The 20,536-nt window shown below is 67.2% G+C and carries 18 protein-coding genes and 5 pseudogenes; 13 read left to right on the plus strand and 10 right to left on the minus strand.

All coding sequences use genetic code 11. The features are described from left to right. Positions 1 to 10: 10 nt before the first annotated feature. Together G6048_RS36510 and G6048_RS36515 are read right to left on the minus strand one after the other, a co-directional pair. Positions 11 to 1,059, minus strand: a pseudogene (locus G6048_RS36510) (IS3 family transposase); the annotation flags it as partial. A 25-nt stretch (positions 1,060 to 1,084) separates the two neighbouring features. After that, positions 1,085 to 1,582: an aldehyde dehydrogenase family protein gene (locus G6048_RS36515; protein ID WP_328828030.1), complete on the minus strand. Its 498-nt coding sequence runs from the start codon at positions 1,580 to 1,582 to the stop codon at positions 1,085 to 1,087. Between the two features lie 141 nt (positions 1,583 to 1,723). Between G6048_RS36515 and G6048_RS36520 the strand changes: the two genes are divergently transcribed. Together G6048_RS36520 and G6048_RS36525 are read left to right on the plus strand one after the other, a co-directional pair. After that, the gene (locus G6048_RS36520) at positions 1,724 to 2,695 is read left to right on the plus strand and encodes an SMP-30/gluconolactonase/LRE family protein (RefSeq protein ID WP_165343888.1); all 972 of its coding nucleotides are present in this window, start codon (positions 1,724 to 1,726) and stop codon (positions 2,693 to 2,695) included. Between the two features lie 53 nt (positions 2,696 to 2,748). Next, positions 2,749 to 3,576, plus strand: coding sequence for an SDR family NAD(P)-dependent oxidoreductase (locus tag G6048_RS36525; protein WP_165343889.1), 828 nt, complete (start codon positions 2,749 to 2,751; stop codon positions 3,574 to 3,576). A gap of 279 nt (positions 3,577 to 3,855) precedes the next feature. On the opposite strand, the gene G6048_RS36530 is transcribed toward G6048_RS36525, so the two are convergent. Beyond that, complete coding sequence (locus tag G6048_RS36530; RefSeq protein ID WP_165343890.1) at positions 3,856 to 4,224, minus strand: VOC family protein; 369 nt, start codon at positions 4,222 to 4,224, stop codon at positions 3,856 to 3,858. A 155-nt stretch (positions 4,225 to 4,379) separates the two neighbouring features. Between G6048_RS36530 and G6048_RS36535 the strand changes: the two genes are divergently transcribed. The 5 genes from G6048_RS36535 (at position 4,380) to G6048_RS36555 (ending at position 8,878) form a co-directional block, all read left to right on the plus strand. After that, complete coding sequence (locus G6048_RS36535; protein ID WP_165343891.1) at positions 4,380 to 5,576, plus strand: RNA-guided endonuclease InsQ/TnpB family protein; 1,197 nt, start codon at positions 4,380 to 4,382, stop codon at positions 5,574 to 5,576. A 111-nt stretch (positions 5,577 to 5,687) separates the two neighbouring features. Further along, positions 5,688 to 6,653: a helix-turn-helix transcriptional regulator gene (locus G6048_RS36540; protein ID WP_165343892.1), complete on the plus strand. Its 966-nt coding sequence runs from the start codon at positions 5,688 to 5,690 to the stop codon at positions 6,651 to 6,653. A gap of 896 nt (positions 6,654 to 7,549) precedes the next feature. Beyond that, positions 7,550 to 7,798 carry a hypothetical protein gene (locus tag G6048_RS36545; protein ID WP_165343893.1) on the plus strand — a complete coding sequence of 83 codons (249 nt, stop codon included), beginning with the start codon at positions 7,550 to 7,552 and terminating at the stop codon, positions 7,796 to 7,798. Further along, complete coding sequence (locus G6048_RS36550; protein ID WP_165343894.1) at positions 7,795 to 8,166, plus strand: fic family toxin-antitoxin system, toxin component; 372 nt, start codon at positions 7,795 to 7,797, stop codon at positions 8,164 to 8,166. Before G6048_RS36545 ends, G6048_RS36550 begins: the two co-directional genes overlap by 4 nt. A gap of 61 nt (positions 8,167 to 8,227) precedes the next feature. Further along, positions 8,228 to 8,878 (plus strand): prepilin peptidase, encoded by a 651-nt coding sequence (locus G6048_RS36555; RefSeq protein WP_165343895.1) that lies wholly within the window; start codon positions 8,228 to 8,230, stop codon positions 8,876 to 8,878. A 772-nt stretch (positions 8,879 to 9,650) separates the two neighbouring features. Here the strand turns inward: G6048_RS36555 and G6048_RS52245 are convergent. Next, positions 9,651 to 10,744 (minus strand): IS630 family transposase gene (locus tag G6048_RS52245; RefSeq protein WP_456243428.1). Its coding sequence is split into 2 segments (ribosomal slippage): positions 9,651 to 10,280 and positions 10,283 to 10,744, totalling 1,092 coding nucleotides; the frame shifts between segments, so codons are not numbered across the junction. A 284-nt stretch (positions 10,745 to 11,028) separates the two neighbouring features. Between G6048_RS52245 and G6048_RS36570 the strand changes: the two are divergent. Then, positions 11,029 to 11,943 (plus strand): annotated as a pseudogene (locus G6048_RS36570) (ISAs1 family transposase); the annotation flags it as partial. A gap of 250 nt (positions 11,944 to 12,193) precedes the next feature. On the opposite strand, the gene G6048_RS36575 reads toward G6048_RS36570, so the two are convergent. After that, positions 12,194 to 12,478: a DUF7336 domain-containing protein gene (locus G6048_RS36575; protein WP_165343899.1), complete on the minus strand. Its 285-nt coding sequence runs from the start codon at positions 12,476 to 12,478 to the stop codon at positions 12,194 to 12,196. A gap of 517 nt (positions 12,479 to 12,995) precedes the next feature. On the opposite strand from G6048_RS36575, the gene G6048_RS36580 reads away from it, so the two are divergent. Next, positions 12,996 to 13,310: a WD40 repeat domain-containing protein gene (locus G6048_RS36580; RefSeq protein WP_165343900.1), complete on the plus strand. Its 315-nt coding sequence runs from the start codon at positions 12,996 to 12,998 to the stop codon at positions 13,308 to 13,310. 534 nt (positions 13,311 to 13,844) lie between these two features. On the opposite strand, the gene G6048_RS36585 is transcribed toward G6048_RS36580, so the two are convergent. After that, a complete protein-coding gene (locus tag G6048_RS36585) occupies positions 13,845 to 14,411 on the minus strand; it encodes a hypothetical protein (protein WP_165343901.1) in 567 nt (188 codons plus the stop codon). A 423-nt stretch (positions 14,412 to 14,834) separates the two neighbouring features. Here G6048_RS36585 and G6048_RS36590 point away from each other — a divergent pair, with 423 nt between their 5' ends. Then, a complete protein-coding gene (locus G6048_RS36590; protein WP_165343902.1) occupies positions 14,835 to 15,215 on the plus strand; it encodes a hypothetical protein in 381 nt (126 codons plus the stop codon). Between the two features lie 554 nt (positions 15,216 to 15,769). Here the strand turns inward: G6048_RS36590 and G6048_RS51165 are convergent. After that, on the minus strand, positions 15,770 to 15,892 hold the full coding sequence (locus tag G6048_RS51165; protein WP_268979214.1) for a hypothetical protein: 123 nt from the start codon (positions 15,890 to 15,892) through the stop codon (positions 15,770 to 15,772). 162 nt (positions 15,893 to 16,054) lie between these two features. Then, on the minus strand, positions 16,055 to 16,906 hold the full coding sequence (locus G6048_RS36595; protein ID WP_165343903.1) for an alpha/beta fold hydrolase: 852 nt from the start codon (positions 16,904 to 16,906) through the stop codon (positions 16,055 to 16,057). Positions 16,907 to 17,007: 101 nt separating this feature from the next. On the opposite strand from G6048_RS36595, the gene G6048_RS36600 reads away from it, so the two are divergent. Then, positions 17,008 to 17,421: a winged helix-turn-helix transcriptional regulator gene (locus tag G6048_RS36600; protein ID WP_165343904.1), complete on the plus strand. Its 414-nt coding sequence runs from the start codon at positions 17,008 to 17,010 to the stop codon at positions 17,419 to 17,421. 196 nt (positions 17,422 to 17,617) lie between these two features. On the opposite strand, the gene G6048_RS36605 is transcribed toward G6048_RS36600, so the two are convergent. Further along, the gene (locus tag G6048_RS36605) at positions 17,618 to 18,022 is read right to left on the minus strand and encodes a type II toxin-antitoxin system PemK/MazF family toxin (protein WP_165343905.1); all 405 of its coding nucleotides are present in this window, start codon (positions 18,020 to 18,022) and stop codon (positions 17,618 to 17,620) included. Positions 18,023 to 18,229: 207 nt separating this feature from the next. On the opposite strand from G6048_RS36605, the pseudogene G6048_RS36610 reads away from it, so the two are divergent. Next, positions 18,230 to 18,370: pseudogene (locus tag G6048_RS36610) on the plus strand (IS701 family transposase); the annotation flags it as partial. Position 18,371: 1 nt separating this feature from the next. On the opposite strand, the pseudogene G6048_RS36615 reads toward G6048_RS36610, so the two are convergent. Further along, a pseudogene (locus G6048_RS36615) lies at positions 18,372 to 19,039 on the minus strand (IS5 family transposase); the annotation flags it as partial. A 147-nt stretch (positions 19,040 to 19,186) separates the two neighbouring features. On the opposite strand from G6048_RS36615, the pseudogene G6048_RS36620 reads away from it, so the two are divergent. Next, positions 19,187 to 20,536: pseudogene (locus tag G6048_RS36620) on the plus strand (hydrogenase maturation protein); the annotation flags it as partial.

Raw genomic sequence — 20,536 nt, forward strand, 5'->3', positions numbered from 1 at the left:
CGCACGATCAGCGCGCCACTGCCGACGCCGACCCTCCGGAACATCGCTGGTCTTCAAACTCCAGTCCGCCGTGGCCACGTCGCACACCTCCGAGATCAAAGTGTTGCGACGACCAGTTGAATCCACCCTGCGCGCCGTTGTCGCTGTGGAAGATCGCCCCGTGAAGGCTGCCGCTGCGGGTGCGGGCGGCGGCTTCGAGCGCATCGGTGACCAGCTCGGTGCGCATGTGATCGGCGATCGACCAGCCCGCGAGCCGCTTGGAATGCAGGTCCAACACCGTTGCCAGGTAGAGGAATTGACCATCCCCGACGGGCAGATACGTGATGTCGCCGACGTACTTGGTGTTCGGCTCGCTCGCGGTGAAGTCGCGCTGCAGCAAGTCCGGCACCGGGGCCGCTTCCGGCTCCGGGACCGTGGTGCGGACCTTCTTGCGCAGGTGCACGCCCTGAAGGCCAATCCGGCGCATCACCCGCTCGACCCGCTTGTGGTTGACGTCGATCCCAGCGACCTTCAGCTCGGCCGTGACGCGCGGGATGCCGTAGGTGCCGTCGGACTCCTTGTGGATCTCCCGGATCCGCCTCGCCAGCCAGGCGTCGTCCCTCGCTCGCGCCAGGCGGGCCGGGGCGGCCTTCAGCCACCGGTAGAACCCTGACCGGGAGACCTCCAGGACCCGGCACAGCCGCTTGACGCCGAACGCGCCGCGATGATCCTCAACGAACTGGAAACGGCTCACCAGTTGGTCTCGCCGGCGAAATACTTCGCGGCCCTCCGCAGGATCTCCCGCTCCGTTTCCAGCTCCCTGATCCGAACCCTGAGCTGCTTGTTCTCTTCCCTCAACACATCGTCGGAGGCTACCTCGCCGGCTTGTGCCGCCTGCGGTGAGCCGCTGGTTCCCGCCGCACGGCCCGTCCGGGCTCGCTCGGCCCGCACCCAGTTCCGCAGCGTCTCCCGGCTGATCCCCAGATCCTTGCCGACGCCCTCGAACGTGTTCTTCGGGTCCGACAGGTACAGCGCGACCGCGTCCGCCTTGAACTCCGCCGAATACACCTTCATCACCATGCGTGAGATCTCTTCCTCCGGACCCTCAAGGTCCAGTGTCCAAGGTGTCCACGCTCAAGGGGAAAGGCCCGTTCCATGGGCCGATCACTCCGACCACCCCGAGCGGTACCCGGCGGGTGTACATGCTGCGCCCGAGCACGAACGGTGACAGGGAGCGGATCTTCGTCTTCGCGAGGAGCCGCCGCGCCTGCTTCGCCCAGTAGGCGAAGGCACTGGCGCAGTAGACGATCTCGATGATCGCGTCCTCTTGCGCTTTGCCGTTCTCCTCGACGATGCGGTCCGTGAGTTCGTGCCGGTGGGAGTGCAGCCACCGGCGGGCGCGCGTGAAGAACTCCCCGCGTGAACGGGCATCCAGGTCCGCCCAGCCTGGCTGTGCCTGCCGGGCCCGCGCGACCGCCTGTGCCACCTGCTGTGCCGTCGCGTCGGAGATATGGCCGACCACTGCTCCGGTGGCCGGATTGTCCGCGGCGATGTGTGCGCCCGCCGGGGCGTCGTCTGCTGTGAGGGTTCGAGTCTGAGCCACGGAAACTCCTGCCGAAACGTTGACTTCTCTTCACTCAGAATGAGACGGTCGATCGAACAAGTCATACGTCTTGTACAAGCGTCCAATTTGTGGTGGCGGTGGAAAAGCACCCCGTCAGCCGGTCGCTTAAGGAGTGGCTGAATGAAAAGGACGGCAGTGCCCGCGTTGAGCGGCCTCGGTGTTCCGGAATCCCTGCGCTGGCACGAGGGAGCTTTGTGGTTCTCCGATCTGGCGCACGGCACGGTGCATCGCTGGGACGGCGGCGGGGAGCCGGAGACGGTCCTGAAGGTTCCCGGCCGGGCCGGCGGCCTCGGCTGGCTTCCCGACGGCCGCCTGCTCGTCGTCTCCATGGACGAGGGCCGCGTGTACCGGCAGGAAGGGGACGGCGCGCTGGTCGAGCACGCCGATCTGCGCCACATCGTCGGCGGCCCGGTCAACGACATGCTCGTCGACCCTCAAGGGCGGGCGTATGTCGGCAACTTCGGTTTCGACTACCACGCCTTCTCGCGCCGGCACCCGAACTCTCTGCTCTATGCGCCGCCCGGGCCCCCGAAAGCCCCGATCGCGTGCCTGGCCCCGGACGGGAGCCTGCTCGGTCTGACGGAACCGCTGCTGTTTCCCAACGGCACTCTCCTCACGGCCGACGGCACCGCTCTGGTGGTGGCCGAAACACTGGCCATGCGACTCACCCGCCTTCCCGTCAACGCCGACGGCACACTCGCGAGTCCACAGCCCTGGGCCGCGCTGATCTCACCCGTCCTGTGGCGCCTGGTGAACCATCCGGGGCTGCCCGGACGCATCACCCGCAGGATCTCCGCGCTCCTGGATCAGCCCGCCATAGCCAAGCGTTCCGCGTCACCCGTCGCACCGGACGGCATCGCATGGCACACCGACGGCGAGACGATCTGGGTGGCCAACGCCCTGCGCGGAGAATGCGTGCGCGTGGCCGAGGGCGGCCGTGTCCTCGACCGAGTGGTGACGAGCCAGCACACCCTCAGCTGCCTGGTGGCCGGTCATGACGGACGCACCCTCTTCGCCGGCACCGTCCCGACGGACGATCCCGTCCGCGCCGCCGGCCTCAACGGCGGCCGCATCGAGATGGTGCGGCTGTGACGCACCTGGTGACGAACGACGCCAGCCTGACGTGAACGAAGGAGTCTGTGGCCATGGGCCCGAGAACTGAGCAGGAGCAGGTCATCCTCGTGACCGGCGCGGCCAACGGCATCGGGGCCGCCATCGCGGAACTCGCCGTCGCACGCGGCCACCGGGTCATGCTGACCGATGTCGACGAAGTGGCTGTCCTCAGCCGCGCCCGCAGCCTGGGTTCCCGGGCCGCCGCCTGCGTGATGGACATTCGCAGTTCCGCAGGATGGACCAAGGCCTTCGAGGCGGCGGAAGCAGCCTTCGGTGGCGTCGACGTACTGGTCAACAACGCAGGCATCACCCACACCGGAATCGCACGCGACCTCCAGCAGCAGCACCGCGACATCGTCGAGGTGAACCTGCTCGGCACCATCACCGGGGTCTGCACGGCGCTCGAGCGGATGACCGCACGAGGCCACGGTCACATCATCAACGTCTGCAGCATGACCGCGTTCCTGCCGCTGCCCGGCTACGCCACCTACTGCGCCACGAAGTACGGTCTGCGGGCCTTTCACCACAGCGTCGCCATCGAAGAGCGCGACGGGCCGCTGGACTTCACCATCATCCATCCGCCATCCACGCGGACAGGCATGCTCGAGCAGGAAATGGCCGACCCGTCCTGCGCCATCTCCTTCGCGGAGAAATCCTACGCACCGCAGCAGATCGCCCGGGCCGTCGTCGACGCCATCGCCACCAAACCGGTCGAGGTGGTCTTCCCGCCGCTCGCAGGACGCGTCCAGCGGATCGCCGGCGTGTTCCCCCGGCTGATGCGCCGCGTCATCCCCGTCGCCGAAGCTAGGGGCCGACGGCAGCGGGAGCACCTGCTGGCCCAGCCGGGGACCGACCGATAGGACCCTTGGCGCCCTCGGCCGAGCCGTCTGATCCTCCCAGAACCATCGCTCCACCCGGCCACCGCTCCGCTCCTGCGGCCGGCGATGTGAACTCCCCAAAAAGGGTGCGGATGTGAGTACGCACATGGCGTCCCGACCGGACGTACACCCCTTCACGAGCCGCCTACGGCCCTCGACGCTCAGGGGTGCATTCGCGTGGGGCACTCGTCGTCCTCTCGAAGGGTCAGACGACAGCAGGCGCGCGACACCTATCGTGCGCGCCTGCCGCATTGCGGCCTTTCAGCCCTTCGGTGCGACGCGGATACGGTTCCCGTCAGGATCGGCTGCGAGAAAGGTCAGCCCGAACCCCGCATCATGAGGCTCGCGCAGGATCGTGACCCCCTTGGACTTCCACTGCTCAAAGGTCGCGTTGAGCTCGTCGGGTCGTCCACCGTCGATGGCCAGGCAAACCTCACTGGTGCGCGGGACGTCCGGTGACAGATCCTCGAACTGGCCAGACCACAGACCGAGGTCAGCGCCTGGCCCGAGGTCGAAGGTGATGTATCCCGGAGTCTCGAACGAGGGGCTCATGCCGAGGAGGTCGCCGTAGAAACGAGCTGCGGCGGGAGCGTCGTTCACGTAGACGATGGACACGACGGATGTGGTCATCTGGATTCCTCCGTGGATACCCCCGCCTTCAGGCGGGGGAGGAAACGGACTCCTGCGGAGCAGGGCAAGGAGAGCCGATTCGCCTCCTGGGCGGATCGGCGTCCACCATCAACCACCCGCACGAGTTCACGAGTTGAGGTGCTAGTTTGTGAGCCATGGCCACTGGCGTGAAGCGGGCCTTCAAGTACCGCTTCTATCCGACCGATGCGCAGGCAGCCGAGCTGTCGCGCACCTTCGGATGCGTGCGCAAGGTCTACAACATGGCCCTCGCCGCCCGAACTGAGGCGTGGGCCAGGCAGGAACGGGTCAACTACAACCAGACCTCGGCCCTGCTGACGGCATGGAAGAAGACCGAGGAACTGGCCTACCTCAACGAGGTCTCCTCCGTCCCGCTGCAGCAGGCACTGCGACACCTGCAGAGCGCCTTCGCGAACTTCTTCGCCAAACGCGCCAAGTACCCCCGCATCAAGGCGAAGAAGACCTCCCGGGCGAGCGCGGAGTACACCTCCTCCGCGTTCCGCTTCCGCGACGGCCGGCTGACACTGGCGAAGATGGCCGACCCGCTGGACATCGTCTGGTCCCGTTCCCTGCCCGACGGGGCGACGCCGACCACGGTGACCGTGAGCCGGGACAGCGCGGGACGCTGGTTTGTCTCCCTGCTGTGCGAGGACCCGCGGGTCAAGCCGCTCGCGGCCACCGATACGGCGGTCGGCATCGATGTCGGCCTGGATCACCTGTTGACCCTCTCTACCGGGGAGAAGATCACCAACCCCCGGCACGAGCGCCGCGACCGCGAGCGCCTGGCCAAGGCTCAGCGGGAGCTGTCCCGCAAAGCCAAGGGCGAGGGCGCCAACCGGCGCAAGGCCCGCCAGAAGGTCGCCAAGATCCACGCCCGGATCGCCGACCGCAGGCGCGATGTGCTGCACAAGCTGACCACTCGACTCGTGCGTGAAAACCAAACGCTTGTGATCGAGGACCTGACCGTACGCAACATGGTCAAAGACCGGAGCCTGGCCCGCGCCATCAGTGATGCCGCGTGGGCCCAGTTCCGGAGCATGCTGGAGTACAAGGCCGCCTGGTACGGGCGGGAAGTCATCGCGGTGGACCGCTTCTTCCCCTCCTCCAAGCTGTGCTCCGCCTGCGGCAGCCTCGCTGAGGCGATGGCGCTGCATGTCCGTACCTGGACGTGCGGCAGTTGCGGCACGGCCCACGACCGGGACGTGAACGCCGCGAACAACCTTCTGGCCGCCGGGCTGGCGGTGTCTGTCTGTGGAACCGGTGTAAGACCTCAACGGAGAACTCCGGGCGGGCAGTCGGCGATGAAGCAGAAAACCCCACGGCGCGAGCCGTAGGAATCCCCCTCGTCCACGAGGGGGAGGAAGTCAAGGTTGTTCCTTCTCACGCGCATCAGTCTGACCAGGATATGCGCCGCATCGTGTCGCAATTCCTGAAAAAATTGGTGTGTGACCCCAGACCGCTTCTTCACCCTGATGCTGCTCCTCAATTCGAGGGATGCCGTGACCACACAGGAACTCGCCTCAGCGCTCGGGGTGTCCCTTCGCACCATCACCCGAGATCTGAACTGGCTCCGCGACGCCGGTCTGCCGGTGACCGCCCACCGGGGCCGCCTCGGAGGCGTGACCATGCTGCCCGGATCCGGACTCGACCTCACGCGACTCACAGCGGACGAGCGTGATCATCTGTCGCTCACTGGGCTGGATGAGAAGCAACGTGCGGAGCTGAACGCGTCGGTCGAAAGCCGGCGCGCGCTCTCCAAGATCGCCGCTACACAGCCACGTCGAGTTCGTGAGCTCCTGCCGCTCACTGACGTAGTGCACGTGGACAGCCGTCCCTGGCGTCAGGCACCAGCTTTCGGCACGACTCCGGCTTTGCTGATCGGCGCAGTGCGGCGAGGTCGCCGGCTACGGATCGAGTACGACAGCCCGCGCGAGTCATGCCCACGCGACCTGGTCGTGGATCCTTACGGGCTGTTCGCCAAGGCCGGCATCTGGTACCTCGTCGCCGACTGTGCCCGAGTGCCACGGATGTACCGACTCGAACGGATCACGACGTGGAAAGAAGTCGACCAGCCACGACGGATCCGCGAGAGCCAGACCCTGGCCACCGTCGCTGCAGCGCTCATTGCTCAGTGGGAACACAACCACGCGATAGAGGTCAGCGCCACCATCGACCAGACCCAGATCGAGCGAGCGCAACGGATCTTTGGCCTACGACTCGTCCGGGACGACCATGAAGAGTCCGCCACCGGCCGCAAGGTAACAATCCGCTTCCTGCATCTGGAGGACGTGCGAGCACTACTGCCGTTCGGGAGCGCCATCACTGTGCACGGCCCCACCGAAGCGAGGGCTCACCTCCGCGACCTTGCCACCAATCTTGCCCACCACTATGCGCCGTCGCCAACGTCCTGACCGGCAACGGCTGGCGGGCGTACGGCCGCGCCGTTATCCGGACGGGTGCCGAGCGGTTCGGCCGGCCGCGGCGCCGGTCGCAGCTCTGCCTCCGGGTGGCTCTGGATGAGGGCCGCGTTTGTTGGCCGTGAACGTGCCCCGAACCCTCCGCTGCATGACCGCGCCTCGAATCCGTCCCCTGTCAGCTGGCGAGTATCACGCTTTGCGGGCCCAAGTGCGTCCGTGGGCGCAGGACGACCGCTCGTGGGCAGATGTCATCTCCGAGTTCGGCACCCCGTCCACCGTGTTCGGAGGGACCAGCACGCTGTACAGCAAGACCCTCGGCTACCTGGGCGAGGTCCCCGACGAGCCCATGGTGTTCTTCCATCTCTGGAATGTCAGCACCCCGGCCCTCGAGTCCACACGGCCCAAGCTTGAGGAACCTGTTCTGCTTGCTGTCCGCTTCGGAGACGCACCCTTTGATGAAGCTTCACCTTCACCCCCGAGGGGCAACGAAGGCGGCCCGAGCCCAACTCGCTCTGGCGCTGAGCCGCCCGAGAGGTTACGCAACACCAGCAGGACGGGCCTTCGCTTTCCCGGTGTTCCCAAACCCGCTGCCGCTCACTGGGCGATCGGCCGTGCGACGGCCGACCGGCCAGTTTCATTCCCGGCAGGCCGAGCAACGCCCGCACAACGGTCAAAACTCAAGCCATGTGAACTCCGTCATGTCGAGCAGCTCTTGGGCCTGGCCGCCGCCTTGCGCACAGCTGCTGACCTGCTCGAAGTTGCTGAAGCAGGCTGATGGCGGAGCGGCCGGTGGGCAGGGCCCCCGCAGGTGCTTACGGTGCCGACTGTGCACTGTTTCCGCGCCCGGCCCAACGGCCGCTACCACCCTGCTACCATGCGGTGTGACTTCCATGAAGAAGCAGACGCAGGTCCGGCTGGAAGAGGACGTGCTCGCGGCCGGCAAGGCTGCCGCAGCCGCCCGCCGACTGGACTTCAACAAGTACGTGGAGCGACTCATCATCGAGGACACCACCGGAGCCCGTGCCGCCGGTATGAGTGCGGCCCAGCGACTCATCGATGAGCACGGCACGTTCCTCGACGACCTGGAGCGGCAGCTCGACGCCCCGTACGCCGAGCCGCATCCGGGCGCCGCCGCGTGATTCTGCACGTCGACGAATCCTGGATCCTCGAAGTGGCGGAACGGGCCGGCCACCGCGACCCGGCCGCCGACGACTACGGCGTCCCCATCGCCGCGGTCGCCCGCCACCGCGGCGAACTCGTCGAGCATCCCGTCTACGACGGCCCCTACGCCCGCGCCGCCGCCCTGGTGCACACCCTGGGCCGCTGCCGCTGGCTGGAGCGCTCCAACCTCACCGTCGCGTGCGCGGTCGCCGTCATGTACCTCGAGGCCAGCAATACCCCCGTCAACCCCACCCGCGAACAACTCACCGCACTCGCCCACGAGCTGGACAACCCACGCTGCACCGCCGCCCGGATCGCCACCTTCCTGCGAACCTGGAAACCCTGATCCCGAACGGGTGAAGGAGCTCGCGTCAGCACCCGACAGAGCTGAGCCTAAGCTCCATCCGGTGGAGACGTTCTGGATCACCGCGGCGGCCGTCCTGTGGGGTGCCGGCACGGGCCTGCTCATACCGCGCGCCGCGTACCGGCTCTCCGTGCCGCCCTATGAGCCGTGGCGTACGGCGTGTCCTGCCGGACACCCCTTCGCCCTGGTCACGGCCGTGGTCTGCGCCATGTTGGCGGCTGCTACCGGCGACCGTCCCGAGCTGTTGGTGTGGCTGCTCCTCGCACCGATCGGGGTGCTGCTTGCCACCATCGACTTCGCGGTGCACCGGCTTCCCGACGTGGTCACGCTGCCGCTCGCGGCGTCGGCTCTCATACTGCTCGGCGGTGCCGCGCTGCTGCCCGGTGCTGGCGGTAGCTGGAAGACCGCGTTACTCGGCTCCCTCACGCTCGGGGCCTTCTACCTGCTGCTGTTCCTGATCAATCCCAAGGGCTTCGGCTTCGGCGATGTGAAGCTCGCCCCTGCTCTGGGTGCCGTTCTGGGCTGGTACGGCTGGGGACTTCTGCTCATCGCCACGTTCGCCGGATACCTGTTCGGTGCGCTGTACGGCGTCGGCCTCATCCTCGCGCGCCGCAGCGGACGCAAAACAGCAATCCCGTTCGGCCCGTTCCTCATCGCCGGAGCATTCGTCGGGGTACTTCTGGGCTCCCTGTAGGTTCGCATTTCGCATGCCCCTTTCCCATTGACGGTGGCCTCTGTCTGGCCCAAGGGACGGCGCAGTGAGACGAACGACTCGTCTGATGGCTGTCAGTGATAGCCTCCTCCGCCGGGAAAGGACCCTCATCCCCGAAAGAGCCAGAAAACGCCCACAGCTGAAGTGCGATAGAGGCCTCATCTTCTGGCATGACCGCTTCAGACGCAGGCACTCACAAGTCTGGGAGTCCTGCGACTCCTCGTATGCGACAGGCGCGTTTGGTCTCAGCGGGCGATAGCCGCGCGATGAGCGACTGGCGACCTTGGGAGGGAACATGATCGGCACCGATGAGAATGCCGGCGCGGTCCGCTCTTGGATCTACCAGGCCCTCTGGCCCTCGCTCATCCAGCTCGACTCCGACCTTCCCACCGAAGCGATCGTCAATCGCGTGATAGAGATCGACATCTTCGCGGGCACAGGCGTTATCAACTACCGCGACATAGACCTTGAAGCGCATCGCTGCCCAGAACGCCGTAGCGCCGCCGCGAGCGAGCGGTCGCGCCGTGACTGGAAGCGGGAACTCAGGGGTGTGATCGCAAACGACGCGCGCCACCTACGGCGGCCGCCCAACTGGTCGCACATGGCGTACGCGATGGCAACCTGCTCCTTTGAGAGTTTCGCCCCGAGAGAACGGTGGATCGCCACGCCAACCAGAGCGAGGGCCTCGTCGCGGGTCTCCATCTCGTCGCGGCTCTGCATCTCGTCGCCTGTCTTCTCGACCGGGGAATCTTGGTTACTGATCTTTTCGGATTGGCTTCGGGTGATGCGAGGTGAAGATCAGCCCGGTCTCGGTGAGGCAGCCGTCGATGAGTTCGGGATGGCGCTGGATGTGGGCGAGTCCTCGGCGGAGGGTGCGGGTGAGGTGTTCGGGATCGGTGAAAGCGGTGTTGGCCATCGGCCCGCGCCGTAACAGCGACCAGATGCCTTCCACGGGATTCAAGTCCGGGCTGTAGGAAGGCAATTGGATGATCGTGAGCCACTCGTGGCCGGCGGCGTACGCGCGCATCCCGGCCGTGCGATGGGTGTTCAGATTGTCCCAGACGACAATGATCGGAGCGCCGAGTTGCAAGTGCGCGCGGACCAGGAGGTCACGGTAGTCCTGCCAGGAGAAACTCTTGCGTGCTCCTTTGAGGAGCGAGTGGAAGCGGGGCCGGTAGATCAGCCGGGACCGTTCGCCGGGCCGGTAGCAGCACATCGCGGCGATCGAGACCCGTCGCCGGGACCGCCCCCGCACTCTGACCACGGGAGTCTGTCCGCGCCGGCCCCACGTGCGGGCTCGTGGCGGCGTCATCGCGAACCCGGCCTCGTCCTCGAAGACGATGTAGGCCCCGAGCGCCGCCGCGGTCCTTCCACCTGAGGCCACACGTCCTTCTTCCAGAGCTCGACCGCCTGTTCGTCGCGTTCCAGCGCGCGACGAGCCGGGCTCTGCCAGGACCAGCCGTGGCGGTGCAGGAGCCGCCACACTCCCGCGATGGAGCAGCTGATCTGGAACTGGCGGCCGATCACCGTTCTCACGCGTTCCAGAGTCCACCGCTGATCTTCCCAGCCATGTGCGGCCGGACCCTTGGCCAGTTCTTCCTCCAGCCTGGCGAACCGTTCGTCCGACAGCTTCGGCAGCTTCGCAGGTCCCTTCGATTTCAGACCCGCCATGCCGCCTTCACGCCAGTCGTGGCGCCAGCGCTCCACCGAAAGCTCGCTCACCCGCAAGTCCTTGGCGATGTCCGACGTTCTGTCACCCCGTGCGAACCTCTCCCCGGCCTCCAGCCGGAGCCCTTCACGCGCAGCCCGCCGCTCAGCCGTCAGGCCCCCACCGTCCGCATACCGCATCACACCGGCATACCGCAGGGATCACCCATCGTCACCACCCGAAGCCAAGGCTTCGGCGTAGTCGCGTGACGCCTGGTTCGTGAGGATCTGTCAGGTCGACGGTGCCCCCGGAACGTGACAGGCACGGCTTCCAAGATCATGGAGTTCTCTACGCCCCGTGATCCGAGTGGAAGACCGTGCCTGCCGACGCATCATCGCCGATCCCGCCTGCCCTTGACCAGCTCCGCGAGCATCCCGAGGTCGTATTTGCCGAGGTGCCGCGCCTGCTGGAGCGGCTGGCCGAGGTGCCCGACCCACGAGACCCACGCGGCGTACGGCACGCTCTGGTTGCCGTGCTCGCGCTGACCGCGTGCGCAGTTCTGGCGGGGGCGACTTCTGTGCTGGCAGTCAGCGAGTGGATCGCCGATGCCCCGCCGCACGTCCTTCAACGCCTCGGCATACGCCTCGATCCACTATTCCCGAAGCGGTTCCTGCCTGCGGAAACGACGATCCGGCGGCTACTGGCCCGCATCGACGGCGACGCGCTGGACCGGGCGGTCGGACGCTGGCTTGCCGACCGCCGCCCGAAGGCGACCGGGCTGCGCGGCCTCGCGGTGGACGGCAAAAGCCTGCGCGGCGCGGCAAAAGCGAACGGCCGCAAGATCCACCTGCTTGCCGCACTCGAGCACACCACCGGCCTGATCCTGGCCCAGATGGATGTCGGCGAGAAGACGAACGAGATCACCTGCTTCAAGCCGCTGCTGGACACCGTCGCCGACCTGGCAGGAACCGTCGTCACCAGCGACGCCATGCACACCCAGCGCGAACACGCTGACTACCTCCTCGGCCGGGGCGCCCACTACATCGTGATAGTCAAAGGCAACCAGAAGAAGCTGCGCCGACAGCTCAAGTCCCTTCCCTGGAAGGTCATCCCGCTTCAAGGACGCACCAAGGGCGTCGGCCACGGCCGCTCGGAAATCCGCCGGATCAAGGCCGCCACAGTCAACAGCCTCCTCTTCCCCGGAGCCCGCCAGGCCGTCCAGATCAAGCGCCGGCGCACCGACCGCAAGACCGGCAAGACCACCATCAAGACGGTCTACGCCGTCACCAGCCTGACCGCCGAGCAGACCACCCCGTCCCAGCTCGCCCAACTCGTCCGCGACCACTGGAAGATCGAGGCCCTGCACCACGTCCGCGACACCACCTTCGCCGAGGACGCCTCCCAGCTGCGGACCGGCAACGCACCCCGCGCGATGGCCACCTGGCGCAACCTCGCCATCGGAGCCCTACGCACGGCCGGAGTGAAGAACATCGCGGCCGGCCTCCGCCGCAACGCCCGCGACCCTCGCCGCCCCCTCGCACTCCTCGGCCTCGGGTGATCACGAACCGAACGTCATGCAACTGCGCCGAAGCCCCCTGGGGCTTACGTGACCCACGGCACGGCATCCCACCGGGACTCTGCCCACCGGCCTACTCGCCCGGCAGAACTCGAACGAAGCCCTCGGTCCAATCGTCCTCATCGAGCTCGCAGGCGTCGAAGTAGAAGCACTCAGGTTCATCACGGAAGCCCGGTAGCAGTCGAGCCTGACGCACACGTTCTTCAACCCGTTCAAGGGTTGAGTAGATACCGAGCAGCTTTACGTCGTCGCCGTCCGACTCGTCGCAGAACACACCGCTCTCCTCGACGTGCACTGTCGAGCCGTCGTCGCCAGCTTCGTTCTGGTGGCCGACATGCCACAGCGGATACACGATCACGGACGAGAAGCTATCAGCACGCGAGTTCCTGGGGCCTGCGACGTTCGGCGCCCCTCACCTCCCGGGACCTCACGAACACAAACCGGGCATCACGCGACGACGCCGAGGCCCTGCACCCGAAGCCAATCCGAAAAGGTCAGTAGTACAGCTTCACTTGAAGCTCAACAGCTGGGGGAGGCGGATTCTCCGCGCCCGCTGCGATCCCAGACACCGCGACGGCGTAGAGCTCGTCCCGTCGATGACGCAGACCGTCCGGCCGTCCACGTTCCTTGTGTCCTCATCGAAGCTGTCCTCCCAGCAAGTACGAGCACAGAGCTCGCTGTTCGGTGGGAGCCAGTGCCGGGGACGTTGCTCAAGATCGAATCGTGGCACATCGGCACTGTAGTAGCGCGGTGCCGGGACCGGTCCCGCACGTCCTGGCCACCTCCCCAAGGAAGGAGGCGGGCCGAGCGAAGGGAGTATCTGCCGGAATGTGCCTTGGAGGGCGATTCAGGCTATGTGCCGTGGCGATGGCTCGGTGTCCCGCGCGTCGCGCGGGCCTGACCGGCCCGTCGTGTTCACCGGCTCCACAGACGGCGGCGCCGCCCATATCTGGCACTTCCCGTTGCCCGTGCTCGTCGGCCGCACCAACGAGCTCACCAGCATCGCCGTATGCACAGAACACGGCCTCGCCACCACCGCCGGCCACGACCACACAGTACGGCTCTGGTCGATCCGCGACCCGGACCGCCCGGTGACCCAAAGCGTGCTGCCCCACCACGGCCCAATGACAGCCGTGGCCTTCGCCCCCGACGGCCGCCGCGTGGCCGCGGGCACCCGCACATGGCGGTGAGGGGGCATGGCGGCGTGGCGTCACTATCTCTCCGTGATGGTGGGCTGACGTGGGCTCATCGTCCCAGCTCAGGCACGGCTTGGCAGGGCGCCGGGTAGCACGCCAGTGCCACAGGGGGGGCGCGTAGCCGATCAGCGTGGGAGACCGACCCGCCGCAGGCGGGCACTGTGTCCGGGTTGCCTTTCGGCCCACGTGAGATAGGGGGGCCGGGTAGCGTTCTGTGCGGGCGGATCGCAGGAGGACAGGGTGCAGTTCCCGGAGTTCACCGTGCTGGCGCCGCTGAGCGGGCTGGAGCTGGAGTCGCTGCGTTCCCTGTGCGTGGTTGGCCGGACCGACTGCCGCGGTCGCGCCCGCTCAGGAGCACACGGGCGAGCCCGTTCCCGCGCACACGGTCCCTGCCCGCCTCAACGCCGTTTCCGCAGTTCGCAGGGTGGGTGAGCGGGCCGAGCGCTCTGAACCGTACAGACCAGGAGAAGCGGAGCCCTCGATCGGGGGCTCCCCTTCGTTCCTTTGCCCGGGCTGCACTGAACCGCCTCAATCCTTGTGGTCGACCCACCACTTGCTGCACTTGGTGGGTCCGTTCGTCGGGTTGATGCAGGTACGCACGGCGTAGGCGCTGACGAAGTTGAACTGCAGCGTCACGGCGTCGGTGAACATGTGGTCGTTGACGTTCGCCTCGAACCAGCCCGCGGTGTTTTCGCAAGAGCGGACGGCGCCCATTTCATAGACCCGGGACTTCCCCGGATGCCATCCACGATCACCGTCCGGCATCTCGAAGGTGTTCTTGCTGCGCTGCACGTAGACCTTGTCTCCCTGCGCGATGTCGTAGGCGTAGGCGTAGGCGCGGTCGTCGGGCTCCTTCTCGGTGTAGAGGCGGGCGGTGCGGCCCGTGCTCGTGACCGTTTTGGTTTTGCTGAAGATGCCGATGGTGGCGGTGTCGTCGCAGTGCTTGATCTTGCGGTACTTCGCCGCGGACGCGTCAGCCGCCGGGTCCGTACCGGGAGCCGGTTGGGCGGCTGAGGGCATAGTCGTGGCTGCGAGTCCGCCCACAACGAGCACCAGCGACGTGAATCCGATTCGGGCCTTGCGGTGGTTCCTCATGGAATCTCCCCGTTGTCTTCCGATCCGAGCAACTGCTGCCCCGTGGCGGCGTTCCTTGAGCCACCGTGCGTGCGGCTCGCGGCCATGCTTGCGGCCATCCTGTGCCGACACAATGTGTTTCGGTTCTGCCCGAAACACGGTGCGTGGCCGCTGGGCAGTGCTACGCGTCAGAGAGGGTTCAACCCAGGCGGCTCCGGCGAGAGTCTCGGCCCAGCGCTTGTCTATTCCCCCGAACTGGCCTTACGGACAATGCTCGCTGCCTCAAGAGTGGAGACACCAGCGCCACCGACGGCACGGACGGCCGTGGCCTCGCCGGTCGCACTCTGATCCCTATAGACGCCATGGGTAGATGGACACCTGTTACCGGGGCGCCACAGGAAGCTGCGGTGCCCTGGCCGAAGAGTCAGAAATTGGGGGAATTAGATGGCTAAGGCAATGCTCAGGCGTGGAGCCCTGATCGGTTCAGCCGCTGCCGCGATGATCGGTTTCGCGGCGGCTCCGGCCGCTGCCAACGCCGGTGTCGAGCTTCCGTATGATCGTGGCGATATGACGTTCATCGACGATGGGGACCGCTTCGCTGTCTGCGACTCCAGGGCTGACGGTCATGGTGTCACCGGATATCTGAGGACCATCAACCACAACACTGGCGACATCGTCACCCTCGATAGTTGGGACGATGGTGGCGACAAGGGCTGCGACGGAGGGAATTTCGACGTCCGCGGCAACAAGGCCCATGACATGGTGTTGTGTTGGCATGGCGGTGGTGCCTGCGTGGTCTCCCGAGTCTTCAAGGAGAACGAGTAGGACCGCGAAGCATCGAAGCTCCGGTGGGTACTGGTGATCAGCCGATGTGCCTGGGCGGTTTCCAACACTCGGTGCCGCACATAGCCGGATTGATCAAGCCTCAAGTAGTTTGTTCAGACGCTCGGCCGGGGATTCCCGGCCGAGGGTCTTGGCCCGGTTCTCGTATTGCTATTGCAGACGGACATGTGGCGGAGCGTGACGTCTCATCAGGGCCCCGGGCCCAGGATGCGCGGGAACGATCTGAAGGCAGGCTGACATTTCCGAGCCCGGAGCCATCAGGCCGATGAAGGCGGCAGCGCTCCCAAAGAGAACGGGCATTGGATTCCGTCGCCGTCGCCTCGGCGGCGTTCCGTCCTCCGCCGCTGGTGCATGACGGAACCGCAGCTCACGGATGGTGGTCCCGTTGGATCCAACGGGACCAACGGCGCTGTTCGCCGCAGGCCGCTGACCATCGTCGTTGCCGTGCTCGCGTTGGCCGCCATCGCATCTCTGGCTGCGGGCTTCATAACGGCGGCGGAGAACGACCCCGCCCCGCCTATCTGGAAGCTCCTGATCTACGGCATGACCATCCTGGCCGTGTGCGCCCTGATCTGGCTGGTGGCGGGGATCTTCGCCACCCCGGACCGGTCGGTGGAGCGGGACGCGTGGGTCATGGGGCCGCCACTGCTGATCGGCATGGGCGGCCCCTCGCACTCCTGGCAGCGCTGTTGTTCACCAGCCGGACGAACATGGACGCCTGGTGGTACTGGGTCGCGGACCTCATCGGCCTGCTGAACACCCCCGCCGCCACCCGCCTAGGAGCAGGGCATGAATGCGTGTCCCCTCGGGTCGCTGCTCGGTCACGCTGTTTTCGTGTCCTCGCCGGCCAGGAACGGATGCAATAGCGTGAGCAGGGCGTGCGGCCGGTGCAGCGGGATGATGTGGCCGCAGTCCTCGATGACATGTCCGGTGAGATCGTCGGTGACCGGGCGGAGTTGGCGTTCCAGCGCAGCACCGACAGGCCGGGCGCCCAGCGCCATCGTTGGCACCGTCAGGCGGGCAGTGGCGACCGCCTGCTCGATCTGTACCGCGCTCTCGGGCAGCGCCCGGTAGTGCGAGAACGCGCGGCTCAACGCCTGGCGGCCGGTGTATGCGCGGACGAAGGCGTCCCGGAGGGCGGGGCGCACCCCGTCGCCGAGCGTGCCGGCGCGCAGAAACCAGTCGACGTAGGCGGCCTCGTGGCCCTCCAGCACGGTCTCGGCAAGACCGGGCGCGGCGGAATGGAAGCCGAACCACCACGGCGGCCCGCCGGCGAGGAAGTCTTCGGCGCCGGGCAGCCTGCCCAGAAGGGACTCCATGACGACCAGGCGCCGGACGAGACCGGGGCGACGCAGGGCGAGGAGGAAGGCCGGCGCGGTACCCGCGTCGATGCCCACCACCGCGGCCGAGGACACGCCGAGCGTGGTGAGAAGCGCCGCGGCGTCCTGGGCCAGGGTGCCCGCGTCGTATCCGGAGGCGGCCCGGCTGCTCGCGCCGAATCCGCGCAGGTCCGGCGCGATGACGCGGTAGCGGCCGGACAGGTCGGCCATGACGTCCGTCCACAGCTCCCAGGTGTGCGGGAAGCCGTGCAGCAGCAGGACGGCCGGGCCCGATCCGGCGAGGGCGACGTTCAGTTCGACACCGTTGGCCAGGACGCGTCGCAGCTCGGGCATGGAGGGGCTCCAGGTGTGGTGAGTGATGGTGACTAGGTCACGCTAGGGAACTATCCTGGTTGGCCCAAGACGGCACTTTCCCTTCAGGTGGTGAGCCCAGGGTGACCACGTCGAAGCCCGGCGGACGTGACCAGCGTCCCGGTGAGTGCGGTGACCTGCTGGATCCGCGCTGCCCGACCCGCCAGTTGCTCGACCGTATCGGCACCAAGTGGACGTCGATGGCGGTCAAGGTGCTGGCCGAGGAGGCTCCGGGCGAGCTCCGTTTCGCGGAACTGCGGCGCCGTATCCCGGGCATCTCACAGAAGATGCTGTCCGTCACCCTGCAGAGCCTGGTCCGCGATGGCCTGGTCGCGCGCCGCGTGGAACCCACCGTGCCGCCCGCCGTCCACTACCGGCTCACCGAGCTCGGCCTGTCCCTCGAAAGACCGCTCTCCGCCCTGCGGGTCTGGGCCGAGACGCACATGCCGGAGATCGACCGCAGCAACCAGCTCGCCGACGAGTCACCCCCCAACTAGGGCGTGGATCGAATGTGCTGGTCACAGCCACTCGTTGATGGCCGCGAGAGGGACGGTCGCCTCGTAGCGGACCGCCGACTTGTCATACCGCGTGGCTAGTACTCCAGTCGCAGATCGTGATCTTGTTGCTGGAGTGCGGTGGAGAGAGGCCGCCGTCGGCCGTCGACGAGATCGAGCTGGGCGGCAGAGGCGTCCGCTACTCGAGTCCTCCGAGACGGCGGGCATCTTTGATCTCGTGGAGCCTGGCAAGCGTCGCCGGGGTCCACTCCCTCCTGTGTCCAGCGGTATGGAGGGCTTCTCCAACCTCGCTGAGCTTCGCGGTGGACAACACGCCCGCCCGCTCGATCAGGTCGTCCCGGGCCACGGTGGTCAGCCATGTGCAAGGAGTGAAGCCTGGACGCGGGAACGCGAACCGCAGCACGCCTTCGAAGGGCAGTCCTTCCAGGGCGCCTATCGCCACTTCAACGCCCAGGCCGCTGATGTCGACGCCCGCTGGTGCAACGACCTGCATGGCCTGGAGCCCGGATGACTCGTCGCGCGACAGCAGCACGACCGGACGTCGCTCGTCGAAGTCGACCCACCAGACTTCGCCGCGTTGCATGTGTCCTCCTGGCACGAGTCGGCGGGCAGACGCTGCGTGCCCGAGCGGGACACGGGATGCGGCCCGTCTTCGCACGTCGTGACCGCGGGGGCCGTGAAGGCGGGTGCGGCCACCGGTGATCATCGGTGTGTGAGGACTGAAGATCGTGCGATGGTCGCGGGTCACAGCGTAGACCCTGTCCGCTGGCAGGAGGCGTTCGAGGTCCTGATGGGCCGGATAGCGGGCCGGTTCGCGCGGGTTGAACCCCGGCGTCGGGTAAGGGACTTGGTACTGGGGCTGCTGTCGGACCTGCCGCGCAAGAACTGCTGGAGCATCGCCGAGTGGGCCGGGGAGGCCAGTCCGGACGGCTGCGGCGGCCCAACCGTTCGCTGGACTCGATGCCTTTGCGGGCGATGCGCACGCCGAGGCGCTTGCCTCGCACCCATTTCCGCAGGTGGGGAATGTCGTAGGCCTTGTCGGCGTGCAGGCGCTGGGGCTTGAAATGGCGGCCGCTGTGGGGGTCGTGTCTCGTTTGGTGACCCTCGAGCATGGGCTTCAGCGCTTCGCTGTCGTGGGTGTTGGCGGCCGAGACGCCGACGACGAGGGGCAGTCCGTTCGCGTCCGACAGAACGTGCATCTTGGAACCCGGCTTACCCCGGTCCACGGGGCTAGGACCTGTGAGTTCGCCCCCTTTTTAGCCCGCACGTGAGCGGAGTCGAGGACCACGCGCGAGACGTCGATCAGGCCGGCGTCATCGAGTCGGTGCAGCACCGCCTCATGCAGCCGGCCCCACACGCCGGCCCGCGACCAGATCAGGAACCTGCGGTGCGCGGTCGACTTCGATATCCCGAAACACGGCGGCAAGGCCCGCCAGGCACAACCGCTGACCAGCACGTAGATGATCGCCGCGAACAGCGTCTCATCAGGCGTGTCCTGCGTACCGCCGCCCTGTGGCCGCACCTTCGACGGTGGGATCAGCGGCTCCGCGATCTCCCACAGGCCGTCCGGAACAATCCAACTCCACGTACCCCGCCCCATGAACGGACCAACGAGCGAGCACCACATAGGACACCGTCTAAAGCCTGAGGAATGCGATCCGGATGGAGGAAGCATCCTGACGGAGGTTGACGAAACGCCGCCGTAGGTCCTTCTCCACCTTCCCTGGACCGGCGAACATGCCGCGTCATGGACATCTTGCTCGTTGCCAGCGGGTTCAACAGCCTGTCCCAGCGTGTGTTCGCGGAACTGTCGGACCAAGGGCACCGGGTGGACGTCGTTCTCGCCTCGCACGGCGCGGAAGCTGTCCGGGCCGCAGTACGCGAGGCTCGCCCGCAGCTGATCATCGCTCCGATGCTGAAGACTGCGCTGCCGGACGACGTGTGGCGGGAGCACACCTGCTTCATCGTGCACCCGGGGCCACCCGGCGATCGGGGCCCGTCCGCCGTGGACTGGGCGATCGCCGGGGAGGCATCCCACTGGGGAGTGACGGTGCTCCAGGCCGAGGCGGCGATGGACGCAGGTGACGTGTGGGCTGCCGAGTCCTTCCCGGTGCCGCCTGTGGGCAAGAGCGACCTGTACCGGGGCGAGGTCTCCGACGCCGCCGTGGCCGCCGTCCTGCTGGCCGTACAGCGGTACGCCGACGGATCGTTCAAACCGCGGCCGCAGAGCGATCCCGCGATCCGCGTGGTGTGGCGGGACTTCTTCCGCCAGGAGCGGCGAAGGATCGACTGGGAGAACGACAGCACCGAGACGGTGCTGCGTTCGCTCCGCGGGGCTGACTCGCAGCCGGGGGTCTTGGACGAACTCCTCGGCCGGGAGGTGTTCCTGCACGGCGGCGCTCCCGAGGACCGACTCCGTGGACGCCCCGGGGACCTGCTCGCGACGCGGTCCGGGGCCATCTGCCGGGCCACTCGGGACGGTGCGGTGTGGATCCTGGAAGTGCGCCCCCGCAAGAGTTCTGGCGACCCGGCGCCGTTCCGCCGCCCGGCGGCCTCCGTGCTCGCCTCCCTCCCGGCTCCGCCCGGCGCCACGACGGGCGCGGAGAGCGGGTATCCGCCTCGGTTCGGCGACCGTCCGGTGTGGCTGCCGGAGGTCACTGCCCCTCTCGAACTGCCCTCGGGCCGGACCACCTGGACTGACATCCGGTACCGCCAGCACGGCGACATCGGTTTTCTGGCCTTTTCGTTCACCGGCGGGGCGATGAGTACCGACCACTGCCGCAGGCTGCTCGCCGCCTACCGGTACGCGCTCACCCGCCCCACCTCTGTGCTGGTGCTGGGCGGATCCCGCGACTTCTTCTCGAACGGCATCCATTTGAACGTCATCGAGGCGTCGACCGACCCCGCAGGCGAGTCCTGGACCAACCTCAACGCCATGGACGACCTGGTCGAGGCGGTGCTGCGCACCACCGACCGCCGCGCGGATCGGACTGGTGGACCGTCTGGTGCCGGCCCCGGTGCGGGAGTTCGCCGCCGAGGTCGAGCACATGTCAGCCGCACTCGCGGCCGCCCCGGACCTCGGGCGACGGATCGCCGT

Source organism: Streptomyces ureilyticus (assembly GCF_011045025.1).
GTDB lineage: Bacteria > Actinomycetota > Actinomycetes > Streptomycetales > Streptomycetaceae > Streptomyces > Streptomyces ureilyticus.

Coding starts and splice junctions, on each gene's coding strand:
- G6048_RS36520 (WP_165343888.1), top strand. CDS start 1,724: ATGAAAAGGACGGCAGTGCCCGCGTTGAGCGGCCTCGGTGTTCCGGAA.
- G6048_RS36525 (WP_165343889.1), top strand. CDS start 2,749: ATGGGCCCGAGAACTGAGCAGGAGCAGGTCATCCTCGTGACCGGCGCG.
- G6048_RS36530 (WP_165343890.1), bottom strand. CDS start 4,224: ATGACCACATCCGTCGTGTCCATCGTCTACGTGAACGACGCTCCCGCC.
- G6048_RS36535 (WP_165343891.1), top strand. CDS start 4,380: ATGGCCACTGGCGTGAAGCGGGCCTTCAAGTACCGCTTCTATCCGACC.
- G6048_RS36545 (WP_165343893.1), top strand. CDS start 7,550: ATGAAGAAGCAGACGCAGGTCCGGCTGGAAGAGGACGTGCTCGCGGCC.
- G6048_RS36585 (WP_165343901.1), bottom strand. CDS start 14,411: ATGAGGAACCACCGCAAGGCCCGAATCGGATTCACGTCGCTGGTGCTC.
- G6048_RS36590 (WP_165343902.1), top strand. CDS start 14,835: ATGGCTAAGGCAATGCTCAGGCGTGGAGCCCTGATCGGTTCAGCCGCT.
- G6048_RS51165 (WP_268979214.1), bottom strand. CDS start 15,892: ATGCCGATCAGCAGTGGCGGCCCCATGACCCACGCGTCCCGCTCCACC.
- G6048_RS36595 (WP_165343903.1), bottom strand. CDS start 16,906: ATGCCCGAGCTGCGACGCGTCCTGGCCAACGGTGTCGAACTGAACGTC.
- G6048_RS36605 (WP_165343905.1), bottom strand. CDS start 18,022: ATGCAACGCGGCGAAGTCTGGTGGGTCGACTTCGACGAGCGACGTCCG.